This window comes from Actinomadura decatromicini, assembly GCF_008121305.1.
GTDB classification, from domain to species: Bacteria; Actinomycetota; Actinomycetes; order Streptosporangiales; family Streptosporangiaceae; genus Spirillospora; species Spirillospora syzygii.
The window spans coordinates 701544-715107 of sequence record NZ_VSRQ01000004.1; the positions used below are offsets into that span (position 1 = coordinate 701544).

The following is a 13564-nucleotide window of genomic DNA, read 5'->3' on the forward strand; positions in this document are numbered from 1 at the left end:
CCCACTATCGTTCGTTCGAACGAACGATACAGAAGGCTCCAACCCTACGGAAGACTGTGCACCGATGAGCGCGCGCGACGAGATCGTCCAAGCAACCCTCCGCCTGATCGGCGAGCAGGGCATAGGCGCCGTGACCAACCGCGCCGTGGCCCGCGCCGCCGGCGTCTCCCTGGGCTCCCTCACCTACCATTTCCCGAGCCAGGAAGACCTTCTCCGCGAGGCCCTGCACACCTTCGTGGAAAACGAGATCGCCCGCATCACGGCCCACGTCGCGGCATTCACCGCCATGTCCCCGGCCGACGTCCCCGCCGAGGTTGAAAAGGCCGTGGCCGCCTTCGCCCACGGCCCGGAACAGATCGCCAACTTGGAACTACACCTGCACGCGGCCCGCGACCCGTCCCTCCGCGAGACCTCGACCCGCTCCGTGGAGGCGTACGACAACCTGGCCACGACCATACTCACCGCCCTCGGCATCCCCGACGCCGAACGCCACGCCCCCGCGGTGGTGGCCCTCCTCTACGGCCTGGCCGTCCGCCGCCTGGCCACCGGCGACACCACCGCCACCGGCACCGCCGACGCCTTCCGCCTGCTCCTCCAAGGCGCCCTCCCCCGCCCGTAGAAAGGATTCTGGCCCGCACGGCCCCAGAGCGGGGTACAAGGCCGTGCGGGCCAGAAACCTGTCTCATACAGGAACCTCAGTCGGAACCTCAGCCGACGTTCGCTCTGCTCTCCGTCTGTGCACCTCCGGCCGTGTCTCCGATGTGACACCCAGAACGCTAAGCCGCCCCCCACCCCAAAAGAACCCATTTAACCCTCACTTAGGGAACCGCTGAGCCCGCCTTATTCGGGCCCCGTCTGGGGTGGCCGGGGGAAGTCGCTCCGGAAGCCGTCCACCTGTGGAAACGGGAAGAGAGGCCATGGGAGCGTCTTGCGGCCATGCGTGATCGCATTCCCTGGGTGGACGGCCTGATCGCGGGCGCGGGCGTGGCGATCCTGGACGTCGGTCGCTGGAAACGGGCTGCTCTTGCCTGAGCGGAGTCTCACCGCGGCATTGCGACAACGGTCGGCGCCTACGCGAGCGCGCGCCCCAGGGGCGTCATCAGTCCCCATAAGCCGCTCAAAGCGCTCTAAGTGGCGCGGAGCGCGATGCCGTATAGCTGAATCTCGCCGCCACCCACGGCCCGCAAGGTCCTGAAATGAACGGGGTGTGATGGGCGCATTATGCCGCTGTCTTCGGTGAGGAAGAGTTCGGCGTGGGCGCGAATACCGTTTTCAACGCGCAGGTCGTGAATGAGCGGTTGGCAGACCTGGCGGGGAACGGCTCACCTGGGTGCGGGGTAGGTCATCAGAACGTCAATCGGTGGCGGTTTACGCCTGGACGTTCGCCACGGTTAGTTGCGGCCGGAAGTCGGCCTTGTCCGGCCTGATCAGGGGGCTTGGGGGTTGCTTCACTAAGAGTCTCCGTTGCTTAGGGTATTTGGTTGATTACTTTGGGTACATGGCGGGGTGTAGGTCGGAACACACTGGAGGGGAACAGATGGAGCTAGGTGTCAAGCTCGGTGCGGGGCTGGCGGCCTTCGTGCTGGCCGGGGGCGCGCTGGGTTACGGGGCGGTCGCCGAGGCGGCGCCCCCGCCGCAGCCGGGGCAGGGGCAGTCGGCGCAGGCCGCGCCGGCGCCCGTCGAGGAGGGCCAGGGCCCCGGGGCGATCTTCGTCGGGCCCGAGGGCAACGCCCTCGCGCTGCAGCGGATGGTGGACCAGGACGAGCAGCGGGTCCGCCTCTGCCGCGGGACGGTCGTGGTCGAGCGGCTGAACATCCGCAGAGGGCCCGGGCTCAGTTTCGCCATCGTCGGGCACTACAACCGCGGCGCGCGCATCACGACGGACTGGGACACCATCCAGCGCCGGGACGGCTACCTGTGGGTGCGCCTCGCCAACAGCACCCACTGGATCGCCGACTACAAGCTCGGCACCGGGAACAACGGCAAGTGGTACGTGCGGTACTCGAACTGCTGAGCGGGCGCCGGGGCCGGCGCGCGGGCGCCGGCCCCGGCCTCCGTTGGTAGCGTCTGCCGGTATGGACGGCGTGCCGTACACCGGCGGTGAGAAGGAGAACCTGAAGTCCAGCCTCGACCGGCACCGCGACGTGGTGCTGTGGAAGCTCGAGGGGCTGGACGAGGAGCAGGTCCGGCGGCCGATGACGCCGTCCGGGACGAACCTGCTCGGTCTGACCAAGCATCTGGCGTCCGTCGAGTACGGGTGGTTCTGCGAGACGTTCGGCCGCGAGTCCGACGCCGTCCCGTACGACGAGGACGATCCCGACGCCGACATGCGCGCGGAGCCCCACGAGACGACGGCGGACATCGTCGCCTACTACCGGCGCGCGCGCGAGGCGTCCGACCGAACCATCGAGGAGTTGGACCTCGACGCCCTCGGCACCTCCTGGCGCGGCGTGACCGTGTCGCTGAGGTGGGTGCTGCTGCACATGATCGAGGAGACGGCGCGGCACGCCGGGCACATGGACATCGTCCGCGAGCTGATCGACAGCGCCACCGGCTACCACCGGGACACCTAGGACCTGACGACGGAGGAGTTCGGGGCGTCCCCGCCCGTGACGAGCCCGAGAACCGCTAGCCGCGGGAGCGGGAGTGGCGGCGGCGGACGAGGCGGCGGGAGCGGCGGGCGGGCGGGAGCCATTTCGTCCGGAACCACATCTGCACCTGCGCCCCGCCGAGGACGCTCCGGTGGATGCGCAGGTAGCCGCCGGTGGACTCGGCGGCGCGGCGGGCGATGTCCAGGCCGAGGCCGGTGGAGCCGCCGCCGCTGCTGCCCCGCTTCAGCGCCGCGTCGGGGTCGGCGATGCCGGGGCCGCCGTCGGCGACGAGGATGCCGGTGACGCCCTGGCCCTGGTGGAGGGTGACGGCGAAGCCGGTGCCCTCGGACGTGTGCCGGAAGATGTTGCCGAGCAGCGCGTCCACGGCGGCGGCCAGCTCGGTGCCGGGGAGCGGGAGCGGCGCCGGACGTTCGGCGCCGATCAGCTCGCAGGAGCGGCCCTCGTCCTCGGCCAGCACCGACCAGAACGCGACGCGGTCGCGCAGCACCTTCGCGGCGTCGCAGCTCCCCCGGCCGGTCGGCCGCCGGACGGTCCGGATGATCTGGTCGACCTCGCGCTCGATGCGGTCGACGGCCTCGCGGGTCTGCTCGGCGACCGGGCCGTCGCCGAGCGCCTCGGCGTTGAGGCGCAGCGCGGCGAGCGGGGTGCGCAGCCGGTGCGACAGGTCGGCGGCCATCTCCCGCTCGGCGGCCAGGAGCTGGACGACGTGGTCCGCCATCGCGTTGAAGGCGAGCCCGGCCTCGACCAGCTCGGGCGGGCCGTCCGGCTCGATGCGGACGGACAGCTCCCCGTCCCCGAACGCGCCCGCCGCCTCCGCCAGCCGCCGGGTAGAGCGGATCATGCGGTTGCCGAGCCGGTCGGCGACGGCGACGGACCCGGCGACGAGCGCGGCGGCGACGGTCGTCATCACGAGCCACGCCTTCCACACGCCCTGGGAGAGGTCGCCGTCGGGCAGGTACACCTCGACGACGGCGGTGCGCCCCGCGTCCAGCGACACGGGCTGCAGGAGCGCGTAGCCGCCGCCGACGCGGGCGGTGTAGGAGCGGCCGCGCCGTCCCGCCTCGGCGATCTGCTCGGGGTCGGCGGAGCCGTCGCCGCGGGCGTCGCGCGGGACGACGCCGCCGTCCGGCATGTGCACGGTCATCCGCCCGGCGGCGCCCGCCTGCGTGCTGGCGACGGCGCGTTCGAGGGCGGGCGGGTCCTCGGTGACGACGAGGACGGGGCCGAGCGCGCTCGCCTGCCGCTCGGCGGTGGTGAGCGCGCGGTCCCGGGCGATCTCCCGGACGGTCAGCGCGAGCGGGATGAGGAACGCCAGCGCGACCATCGAGGTCACGGCCAGCGACACGAGGACGAGCGTCCGCCTCATGGCCGCGGGTCGGGCTCGGCGAGGCGGACCCCGACGCCGCGCACCGTGTGCAGGTACCGGGGCGCCGCGGCGGTCTCGCCCAGCTTGCGGCGCAGCCAGGACAGGTGGACGTCGATGGTCTGGTCGTCGCCGTACGCCTGCCGCCACACCTCGGCGAGCAGCTCGCGGCGCGCGACGACCCGGCCCGGCCGGGCGGCGAGGTAGGCCAGCAGGTCGAACTCGCGGCGGGTCAGTTCGAGCGGCGCGCCGTCGAGCGTCGCCTCCCGCCGGTCGAGGTCGATGTGCAGCCCGCCGACGCTCAGCTCGGCGGTCGGCCCGGAGCGCGCCGACCGGCGCAGCACGGCGGCGAGCCGCGCGCTCAGGTGCTCGATGGAGAACGGCTTGATGAGGTAGTCGTCGGCGCCCGCGTTCAGCAGCCGGACGATCTCGGGCTCGTCGTCGCGGGCGGTCGCGATGATGACCGGCACGTCGGAGATGCCGCGGAGCATCTTCAGCACCTCCGCGCCGTCGAGGTCGGGCAGTCCGAGGTCGAGGACGACGACGTCGGGCGGCGACTGCGTGACCTCGCGCAGCGCGTCCATCGCGGTGCCGACGCTGCGGACGACGTGCGACCGGGCGCTCAGTTCCCTGATCAGGGCGGTCCGGACGTTCGCGTCGTCCTCGACCACCAGAACACTCGCCATGGCGGAACCGTATGCCACCATGTGCCCATGCGTCGCGCGATGTCGTATGTTGCCCCGTGGGCGGGGGTGACGGCGCTCGCGGTCGCGCTCTCGTGGCTCGGGGTGCGCGACGTCGTGCGCGGCGCGGTGTCGGAGCGGTCGGCGCCGCCGCCGATCGCCGGGCCCGTCATCCACTCCAGCCCGGCGACGCCGCCGGGGCCGACGTCGATCGGCTCGCCGACGTCCCGGCCCGGCCCGGTGACCGGCGAGGACGTGGCGCCGCGCCCGTCGAGGCCGACGGTCCGGCCGTCGGAGAAGGCGCCGCCGCCGAAGCCGCCGGACAACGTGCGCAGCTTCGCCACCCGGGGCGGGCGCGCCGCGATGTCGTTCGAGAAGGACCGCGTGCGGCTCGTGTCGGCGACGCCCAACCCCGGCTACGAGACGCGGGTGACGCAGACCGAGGGCTGGCTCCGCGTCGACTTCCTCGACGACAAGCACACGTCGTCGGTGGTCGCGTCCTGGTACGGGCACGCCCCGACCGTCAAGGTCTACGAATACTGACGCCTGTGAGCGGTGTCAGTACTGGGACGTCACGAAGCGCTGCGGCATGACGAACAGCGCGGTGGCCTCGACGGTGACGCGGCCGTCTGGGGCGGCGATCGTCCCGGACGCGAACACCTTGCGGCCCTCCACGCGGCTCGCCTTCGCCTCGGCGAGCAGCGGGACGCCGAGCGGGGTCGGACGCCGGTAGCGCAGCTCCAGGGTCGCGGTCATGCCGGGCGTCCCGGTCGCGGCCGCCGCCATCCCGAGGACCTGGTCGAGCACCATCGCGGACACGCCGCCGTGCACGTACGACGGCGGCCCCTCGTAGACGGGCCCGAGCGTGAACTCGCCGCGGACGATGCCGTCCGAGGTGACTTCCAGCTCGATCGGCGGCGCGAGCGGGTTCAGCGGGCCGGTGACGGGGTTGGCGAGCTGCCGGTCCATGCGGACGCCGTCCGGGGACGCGGCGAACGGCGGGTGGTCGCGGCGCTCGGCGCCGAGGCGCGCGGTGAGGGCGGCGACCTCGTCCGCGACGGCGGCCGCCTCGGCGGCGTCCACGCCGGTGAGCACGGCGGCCTCGGTCAGCTCGCGGACGCGCGCGGCGAGCCCGGCCAGCGTCGCGGCCTCGGCCGCGTCGAGCCGGGGCCGTTCGTCCGGCATCGCGTTCATGCACCCCTCCCGTGCGGGACGTCCCCTACGTCCCCCGATGAGTCGAACGCGATTCTAAGATGTGCGGCGGACCGGTCCGAACGCCGGGGTCGGTCGACCGGAGGGCCGCATGCCCGGCCCGACCGGATTTGGATAGGTTCTGCGTGACTCCCGACCGCCTCGGACCAGAGGAAACGAGCAGTGACCGACCAGCCTCCCCCGTACGGACCGCCGCCCGGTCAGCCTCCCGGTCAGCCTCCCGGGCCGCCGCCGCCCGGCGGGCAGTACGACCCGCGCTGGGGATACGGGCCGCCCGGCGTCCCGAGCGGCATGCCGCGGCACGGGCAGGGCGAGGAGACGACCTGGGCGGTCTTCTCCTACGTCGGGATAGCGGTGATCGGGTTCCTCGCGCCGCTGATCATCTACTGCGTGAAGAAGAACGACTCCCCGTTCACCAGGTACCACGCGGCGCAGGCGCTGAACTACGAGATCACCCTGCTGATCCACCTGCTCGCCGTGGCCGCGCTCTGCGCGGCGCCCGCCATCGTGCTGTCGCCCTGGTTCCTCGTCGCGCTCGCCGTCCCCTACCTGGAGTCGCTGATCGGGCAGTTCGTGTTCGCCATCGTCGGCGCGGTGAAGGCCGGGAAGGGGGAGTACGTCCGCTTCCCGACGTTCTTCTGCTTCCGGATGATCCGCTAGCGGAAGACGCGCGCTCAAAGGTAGGCGCGGGCGTACTCGTCCAGCAGGGGCAGGACGGTGTCGCGTCCCGCGCCGGGCGCGCGCAGCACGACCTCCTCGATCCCGAGGGAGGCGTAGTAGTCGAGCTTCTCCGGGGTCGGGCTCGTGCCGAACGGGACGACCGGCACCATGTCGCGTCCGGCCTCCGCGCAGGCGCGGCGCAGGTCGGGCAGCGCCTCGCGGACGCCCGCCCCGCCGATCGGCAGCCATCCGTCGCCGTACTCGGCGATGTGCGCGAACAGCGTCGGCCCGGGCGCGCCGCCGAGCAGCACCGGCACCCGGCGGGACGGCTTCGGCCACGACCAGCACGGGCCGAAGTCGACGAACTCGCCTTTGAAGGACGCCTCGTCGTCCGTCCACAGGGCGCGCATGGCGAGGACGTGCTCGCGCGCCACCGCCCGCCGCCGCTTCCAGGGGACGCCGTGGTCCGCGCCCTCCTCGGCGTTCCAGCCGAAGCCGACGCCGAGCGCGACCCGACCGCCCGCGAGCCGGTCGAGGGTCGCGACGGCCTTCGCGGTGACGATCGGGTCGCGCTGCGCGGGGAGCAGGACGCCCGTCCCGAGCGTGATCCGCTCCGTCGCCGCCGCGGCGGCGGCGAGCGCGACGAGCGGGTCGAGCGTCCGCGCGTACTCGGCGGGCAGGGCCGCGTCGCCGGTCGGCGGCGGCGTCTCGCGGGACACCGGGATGTGCGTGTGCTCCGGCACGTAGACGGACGCGAACCCGCGCTCCTCCGCCGCGCGGGCCAGCTCGTGCGGCGGCATGGTCCGGTCGGTCGCGAACATCGTGATCCCGAGCCGCATCCCGCGGCCTCCTCCCGCCGGCGGACACCCGACCGCCCAGCCTACCGAACCAAACAGCCGCTCGGTTGGGACGGCGCGCCCGGTCAGAACACGCAGACCGCGACCGTCGCGTCGTCGTGGACCTTGCCGCGCGGCCACCGGACGGACCGGGGGTCGGTGCGCTCGACCTCGCGCGTCCGCTCGATCAGCGCGGCGGGCCCGGCGGCGCCCGAGGCGAGGTCGGCGAGGCCCTTCCAGTCGGTGACGCCGAACATGTCGGCGAGCCGGGTGGCGCCGTCGGTCAGCAGGAGGACGCGGCTCAGCTCGGCCGCCGGGACGGTCCCGGTGATCGCCTCGTCCGCCACCGCCGGGTCGGCCGCCGCGTAGTACGGCCCGCCGGTGATCGGCCGGAGCCCGCCGCGCCCGTCCAGGATCAGCGTGGAGTCGGCCAGCACCAGGTAGTCGACCAGCTCGCCGCGCCGCCGCACCGCGACCACGGTCGCCGCGGGCGTCGTCGCGAGGCGCAGGTCGCAGGTCGCCCGGTGCGCGGCGGCGACGTCCTCGATCGCCCCGGCGAGCCGCGCCACCAGCGGGCGCTCGCGGGGCCGGTGCGCGCCCTCCGGCGGGCCGACCGGCGCGCTCGCGACCGGGCCCAGGCCGTCCAGCAGCCGGGCGAGCAGCCGCGTGCCGAGCGAGCGCGCGTACCAGGCGGTCCCGTGCGCGCAGCCGAGGTCGGTGCCGAGCGGCAGCCCGCACCCGTCGAGGACGACGACGGCCCCGGCGGCCGCGGCCACGAAGTCCTCGTTGCCGCGTTCGGCGCTGCCCAGCTCGGTCGCCCACGAGACCCTCAAGACACCCGTCCTTCCGTTCGCCCGGATCCAGTATCGGTCACTCGCCGACGCGCGCCACGGCGCGGACGGGAGCGCCGTCGGCGCCCGCGAGGGCGATCGGGAACAGCGACACGTCGACCGCGCGGCCCGCGTCCCGCGCGGCGAGGACGCGGCCGAGCCCGGTGAGGTTCTCGGCGATCACCGCGCCCGCCCCGCAGAGGACGCGGTGCGCCGCGAGGGAGAAGCCGTCCGCGCCGGGCGGCGGGGTGCGGTCGACGCTGAGCGCGTCGACGCCGACCGTCCGCACCCCGGCGGCGACGATCGCCTCCGCCGTCTCCGGCGTCGGGTACGGGTGGGCGAGGTAGCCGTCGCTCCCCCAGTGCTCGGACCAGCCCGTCGCGATGAGCAGCACGACGCCGGGCGCGAGCCCGTCCGGGAGCAGTTCGGGGCCGATGGGCGCGCGGGGCGGGAGGCCGCGCGCGTCCAGGACGGCGGCCGGGCCGGTGAAGCGGGACAGGGGCAGCTCGTCCAGGCGGGGCAGCGCGTCGTCGATGTGGAACGGCGCGTCGACGTGCGTGCCGGTCTGCGAGCCCATGTGCAGCCGGAGCACGTTCACGCCCGCGTCCGCGACGGTCAGCGCCGGGACGGCCTCCACCTCTGGGTCGCCCGGGTACACGGGCATGCCCGTGGCGATCGGCACGGACAGGTCGAGCAGCTCAACGCCCATGCCGCCGATTATCCCGGCCCGCCGCGGACCCGGTAGCGTTGCGACGTGTTGCCACATGTGACGGCCATCCGCTACGTCACGCCGTTGCGTGAGGGCGGGTCGCTGCCGGGCGTCGTCGAGGCCGACGACCTCGGGACCTATGTCATGAAGTTCCACGGCGCCGGGCAGGGCCGCAAGGCGCTGATCGCCGAGGTCATCGCCGGTGAGCTGGCGCGCCGGCTCGGCTTCCGGGTGCCCGACCAGGTGCTCATCGACCTCGACCCGGCGATCGGGCGGCACGAGCCCGACCCCGACGTGCAGGACCTTCTCAAGGCGAGCCCCGGCTGGAACCTCGGCGTCGACTTCCTGCCCGGCTCGCTCGGGTTCGACCCGCTCGGCTGGAGCCCCGACCCCGACTTCGCGTCCCGCGTGCTGTGGCTGGACGCCTTCATCGGCAACGTCGACCGGAGCTGGCGGAACCCGAACATGCTGGTCTGGCACGGCGACGTGTGGCTGATCGACCACGGCGCGAGCCTGATCTTCCACCACGCCTGGACGAACGCGACCCGCCTGTTCTCCGGCCCCTACGACCTGGACGACCACGTCCTCACCCCGTACGCGACCCGGCTGGAGGCCGCCGAGGCCGAGCTCGCGCCGAAGCTCACCGAGGGCCTGCTGCGCGAGGTCGCCGCCCTGGTGCCGGACCTGTGGCTGGACGGCGAGCCCGGCTTCGCCGACCCGCAGGCGCTGCGCGACGCCTACGTCGACATCCTGCTGCCCCGCGCCGGGAAGCCGCGCGACTGGCTGCCGGACCTCGACGTCGCCGGGCGGGCGTCCGGGACGTCCGGCACGTCCGCGCCGCGCGGCCGGAACCGGCCGGACTGGCTCGGCGGCGGCGCGCCATGAGCCCCGGGACCAACATCAGGGCGGCGGGCCAGCCCACCGTGTTCGAGTACGCGGTGTTGCGGGTCGTGCCGCGCGTCGAGCGCGGCGAGGCGATGAACGTCGGCGTGGTCGTGTACTGCCGGGCGCTCGACTACCTCGGCTGCCGCGTCCACCTGGACGAGCGGCGCCTGCTCGCCCTCGACCCCTCGCTCGACATGGAGGGCGTCCGGGCGGCGCTCAAGGGCGTGGACGCGGTCTGCTGCGGCGGCGAGCGCGCGGGGCAGGCGGCCGAGGAGCCGCCGGGCGCGCGGTTCCGGTGGCTGACCGCGCCGCGCAGCACGATCGTCCAGCCGGGGCCGGTGCACGCCGGGCTCACCGACGACCCGGCCGCCGAGCTGGACCGGCTACTCGACCTCCTGGTCAAGTAGCACGGGTCGGTCAAGGAGCACTGGGCGGACTACGTCCACTCCCAGCGGATGCCGTGGTAGCCCGCGGCCATCCCGAACTCGATGAAGTGGACGCTGTGGTAGCTGGACAGCCGCAGGTCGGCGGAGTCCTTGAGCGCGGTGTGGCCGTCGGGGCGCCACGTCCGGTAGCACCGGGCGGGCAGCGCCGACGGGTGGAACCGCACCTCGATGAGGTACTCGTGCTGGGGCGCGCGGAACCCGCGGCCCTCCTCGTTGATCGGCGGGCCCGTCTCGTCGAACCCGAACCCGTACTCCAGCAGGTAGGTCTCGCCGCGGCCGAGCGACCGGTCGAACAGCAGCTCGGCGGCGATGAGGCCGGTGGCCTCGTCCATCCGGACGCGCCCGAACCGGCACCCGCGCACGGTGCGCGAGGACGGCAGCACGCCCTGCGGATGGTGGTACACGGCGATCCACCGGTCGACGCCGCGCTGCTGCGCCTGGAAGACCGCGCGGACGCGGACCTCGTGCAGCTCCCGGCGGCGGCCGATGATGTACTGGTCGTGCATGCTGAGCCCGGTGAGCTGCCGCTCGCCGCGATCGCCGATCTCGTTCAGCAGATCGCGGACGCCCGGCTCCGGGCACAGCTCCTCCACCGGCAGCCACGGCCCGGTGGAGCGTTCTGCCGTGGGCTTGAGCAGCGTCAGCAATGAATGACGCGGCAGTTCGAGGATGACCTCCAGGCCCCGCACCGCGCGCATCGAGTCGGCGCGCTCCGGCCGCGTCCGGCCGCGCTGCCAGTAGCTCAGCGTGGACAGGCTGACCGCGATGCCCTGCTCCTCCAGGCGCCGGCGCAGCGAGTCGAGACTGAGCCCGCGTGCCTGGATCGCCGCGTGCAGGGCGACGTTGAAGGGACCGTACTGAAGGACCTGTAGGAGATCGTCCTCTGCGACACTCTGCATTTTTCGGCCTCCGGATCCGCTCCGGCCGGCCCCCGCACAACGGCCTTGACTACTGCAATTGGAACTTCAGCGCTCACTGTAAGTCCCCCGTGGCTGGATGCCAACAGGCAACTTGCTACAACCGTGAGCCCCGGGGACCGCATCGCCGAGCACCGGAACCCCGGATCGTGCCTGGCGACGCATCTTACCCGCGCGGCCCGCGGCATGCCCGCGAACCGGACTTTCGGCCGCCATTCCTCCTCCCCATGCCATTGCCTCAATGCCATTCCCATTCGATGCCGACGATGCCGCGCCGGACGGCCCCGACCGCGATGTTCGCGCTGCCCGACGTCCCGATCCACAGCTCGCCGAGCCGCTGCCGGGGCGCCTCGGAGCTCTCCGCGGTGTAGCCGTAGCAGCGGGCCGGGAGCCGCTCGCCCTCGAACTGGATGATCGCCACGTAGTCGTGGACGGGGTGGGCGAAGCGCCGGTCGTAGCTGTCGTAGGCGGGCTCGTCGACGGGGCCGATCTCGTACTCGACGACGGCCGTGTCCCCCGCCGACAGGACGCGGTCGAAGACCAGCTCGAACGCGACCATCCCGCCCTCGGCGCGGATCCGGCCGGGACGGCAGTACCGCACCTCGGACAGCCCCGCCGTGGCGCTGGCCGTCGCCGCGCCGCCCGGCGCCTGACCGGTTGCGGCCGCCGGGTCGGCGGCGGCCAGCACGCCGCTCGCCGTCACGCCGGACGCGCCGGCCGTCCCCGCCGGGCCCGCGCCGTCCTCGGAGAAGCCCGCGGGGTGCCCGTCGACGGTGTTCCCCGGCTGCCGCGCGCCCGCGATCTGGTGGACGCACACCACCCGGTCGATGTCGTCCCCGGCCGCGCGCAGCACGGTGCGCACCGACAGCGTCCACGAGCGGCGGACCTCGTTGAGCCGGAAGACGTCGTGGATGCTGAGGCGTTCGAGGCGGTGGTCGCCCGACCGGTCGAGCTGGCCGACGAGGTCGGCGTACCGCTCGGGGTCGGGCCACAGATCGCGCGCCGGGCGGTTGCGCTCCCCCGTACCCGGCGGACCGGCCGCCAGGCCCCCGCGCACCTGCGGCGCGGTGGGCGCTGGATCGTCCAGCAACTCCGTCAGCGTACCCGGCGGCACCTGGAGGATCTCCTCCAGCGCGACGACCACTGCGCGCGAACGCGGCCTGCTACGACCACGCTGCCAGTAGCTGAGCGTGGCCACGCTGACGGCCAGACCGCGCCTGCCGAGCCGGTGGCGGATCCGTTCCAGGGTCAGCCCGCTGGCCTGAATGGCCTGGCGTAATGCCCCGGCAAACTCCACGGCCGGATGGTACCCGTCCGCGAAGATCGATTCCGGGATTCGGATAGACCAGGCAGGCAATGACAAGTCAGTTGAATCAGACAGACGACATGGAACGCGGCATGTATGCAAAGAATGCCGACGTCAGAAAAGAATCGACATGAACGAGTCGAGCTCGGTGAACCCGACACGCCGGTAGGCGGCGCGTGCCCGCGTGTTGTAGTCGTTGACGTAGAGCGACACCGTCGGCGCGATTCCGCGCAGCGCCTCCCCGACCACCGCCGCCATTCCGGACACCGACCGGCCCTGCCCGCGAAGGTCCGGCGGCACCCACACGCCCTGCACCTGGCAGGCGCGGGGGGTCACGGCGCCGATCTCGGCCTTGAACGTGACGCGGCCGTCCTCGATGCGGGCGAAGGCGCGGCCGTCGCGGATCAGCTCGGCGACGCGGGCGCGGTAGAGGACGCCGCCGTCGCCGGTGTTGGGCGAGACGCCGACCTCCTCGGTGAACATGGAGACGCACGCGGGGTAGACGATGTCGAACTCGTCCATCCGGACGCGGCGGACGGACGGGTCGGGCGCCACGTCCGGAACGTCGGACGTCGCCATGACGGGCTGAGCGGCCCGCACCGCCCGCGGCGGCCCCCAGTACGGCGCGAGGATCTCCCAGAGGTCCCCCACGGCCCCCACGGGCCCCACGATGGACGAGCACCGCCTCCCCTGGGCCCTGGCCCGCTCCGCGAACGCACGGACCGCCTCAGGGCCCGCGGCGACCGGGATGAGGTTCGCGCCGGAGTAGCACAACGAGACGAGCCGTCCGTCGCGCAGGTAGCCCCACATCTGGGCGCCGAGCCGGCGCGGGTCGAGCCCCGCCGCGTGGACGCGCGACCCGACGAACACGTTGGAGACCGGGTCGGCGTCGAGGATCGCGAGGGCCTCCGCGCGGTGCCGGTCGTCCAGGACGCGGACCGGCAGCGAGCCCAGCATGCGCACGGCTACCGGCTCCGCGACGGGAACGGCCCCCGCTGGGCCCTCACCACTGAAAGCTCCACGTGGCCAAGCCTATGTCGTCGGCGGCGCCCGCACCCCCGTGGCCCCGGAGACGGCGCTGTCCGGCCGCGGTCTCCTTCCCCGG

The 13564-nt window shown here is 73.4% G+C and carries 16 protein-coding genes; 7 read left to right on the top strand and 9 right to left on the bottom strand.

Annotated features, from left to right (window positions below):
* Window positions 1-64: 64 nt before the first annotated feature.
* The 3 genes from FXF68_RS21705 (at window position 65) to FXF68_RS21715 (ending at window position 2573) form a co-directional block, all read left to right on the top strand.
* Entirely contained in the window at window positions 65-619 is a 555-nt protein-coding gene (locus FXF68_RS21705) for a TetR/AcrR family transcriptional regulator (protein WP_148761976.1), read from the top strand.
* Window positions 620-1537: 918 nt separating this feature from the next.
* Window positions 1538-2014: an SH3 domain-containing protein gene (locus tag FXF68_RS21710; protein ID WP_148761978.1), complete on the top strand. Its 477-nt coding sequence runs from the start codon at window positions 1538-1540 to the stop codon at window positions 2012-2014.
* Window positions 2015-2075: 61 nt separating this feature from the next.
* A complete protein-coding gene (locus FXF68_RS21715; RefSeq protein WP_148761981.1) occupies window positions 2076-2573 on the top strand; it encodes a DinB family protein in 498 nt (165 codons plus the stop codon).
* A 55-nt stretch (window positions 2574-2628) separates the two neighbouring features.
* Here the strand turns inward: FXF68_RS21715 and FXF68_RS21720 are convergent, their stop codons facing one another.
* Together FXF68_RS21720 and FXF68_RS21725 are read right to left on the bottom strand one after the other, a co-directional pair.
* Complete coding sequence (locus tag FXF68_RS21720; RefSeq protein ID WP_148761983.1) at window positions 2629-3978, bottom strand: sensor histidine kinase; 1350 nt, start codon at window positions 3976-3978, stop codon at window positions 2629-2631.
* Window positions 3975-4661, bottom strand: a complete 687-nt coding sequence (locus FXF68_RS21725; RefSeq protein WP_187412522.1) for a response regulator transcription factor — start codon at window positions 4659-4661, stop codon at window positions 3975-3977. The genes FXF68_RS21720 and FXF68_RS21725 overlap by 4 nt, the downstream gene beginning before the upstream one ends.
* 27 nt (window positions 4662-4688) lie before the next feature.
* On the opposite strand from FXF68_RS21725, the gene FXF68_RS21730 reads away from it, so the two are divergent.
* Window positions 4689-5201, top strand: a complete 513-nt coding sequence (locus FXF68_RS21730; RefSeq protein ID WP_148761984.1) for a hypothetical protein — start codon at window positions 4689-4691, stop codon at window positions 5199-5201.
* A gap of 15 nt (window positions 5202-5216) precedes the next feature.
* Here the strand turns inward: FXF68_RS21730 and FXF68_RS21735 are convergent, their stop codons facing one another.
* Entirely contained in the window at window positions 5217-5852 is a 636-nt protein-coding gene (locus FXF68_RS21735; RefSeq protein ID WP_148761986.1) for a PaaI family thioesterase, read from the bottom strand.
* Between the two features lie 180 nt (window positions 5853-6032).
* On the opposite strand from FXF68_RS21735, the gene FXF68_RS21740 reads away from it, so the two are divergent.
* Window positions 6033-6530 (top strand): DUF4870 domain-containing protein, encoded by a 498-nt coding sequence (locus FXF68_RS21740; protein ID WP_148761988.1) that lies wholly within the window; start codon window positions 6033-6035, stop codon window positions 6528-6530.
* Between the two features lie 14 nt (window positions 6531-6544).
* On the opposite strand, the gene FXF68_RS21745 is transcribed toward FXF68_RS21740, so the two are convergent.
* The 3 genes from FXF68_RS21745 to FXF68_RS21755 form a co-directional block, all read right to left on the bottom strand.
* On the bottom strand, window positions 6545-7369 hold the full coding sequence (locus FXF68_RS21745; RefSeq protein WP_148761990.1) for an LLM class F420-dependent oxidoreductase: 825 nt from the start codon (window positions 7367-7369) through the stop codon (window positions 6545-6547).
* A gap of 83 nt (window positions 7370-7452) precedes the next feature.
* Entirely contained in the window at window positions 7453-8199 is a 747-nt protein-coding gene (locus tag FXF68_RS21750; RefSeq protein ID WP_148761992.1) for a hypothetical protein, read from the bottom strand.
* Window positions 8200-8236: 37 nt separating this feature from the next.
* A complete protein-coding gene (locus FXF68_RS21755; RefSeq protein ID WP_148761994.1) occupies window positions 8237-8905 on the bottom strand; it encodes a cyclase family protein in 669 nt (222 codons plus the stop codon).
* A gap of 45 nt (window positions 8906-8950) precedes the next feature.
* Here FXF68_RS21755 and FXF68_RS21760 point away from each other — a divergent pair, with 45 nt between their 5' ends.
* Both FXF68_RS21760 and FXF68_RS21765 read left to right on the top strand, forming a co-directional pair.
* Window positions 8951-9790, top strand: a complete 840-nt coding sequence (locus FXF68_RS21760; protein ID WP_187438030.1) for a HipA family kinase — start codon at window positions 8951-8953, stop codon at window positions 9788-9790.
* Window positions 9787-10197, top strand: a complete 411-nt coding sequence (locus FXF68_RS21765) for a DUF3037 domain-containing protein (RefSeq protein WP_148761996.1) — start codon at window positions 9787-9789, stop codon at window positions 10195-10197. The genes FXF68_RS21760 and FXF68_RS21765 overlap by 4 nt, the downstream gene beginning before the upstream one ends.
* Before the next feature lie 29 nt (window positions 10198-10226).
* Here FXF68_RS21765 and FXF68_RS21770 read toward each other — a convergent pair whose 3' ends face one another.
* The 3 genes from FXF68_RS21770 to FXF68_RS21780 all read right to left on the bottom strand — a co-directional run bounded on the left by FXF68_RS21770 (window position 10227) and on the right by FXF68_RS21780 (window position 13416).
* On the bottom strand, window positions 10227-11135 hold the full coding sequence (locus FXF68_RS21770; RefSeq protein WP_148761998.1) for a hypothetical protein: 909 nt from the start codon (window positions 11133-11135) through the stop codon (window positions 10227-10229).
* Window positions 11136-11391: 256 nt separating this feature from the next.
* On the bottom strand, window positions 11392-12450 hold the full coding sequence (locus FXF68_RS21775; RefSeq protein ID WP_148762000.1) for a helix-turn-helix domain-containing protein: 1059 nt from the start codon (window positions 12448-12450) through the stop codon (window positions 11392-11394).
* 123 nt (window positions 12451-12573) lie between these two features.
* Complete coding sequence (locus FXF68_RS21780; protein ID WP_148762418.1) at window positions 12574-13416, bottom strand: GNAT family N-acetyltransferase; 843 nt, start codon at window positions 13414-13416, stop codon at window positions 12574-12576.
* Window positions 13417-13564: the final 148 nt, after the last annotated feature.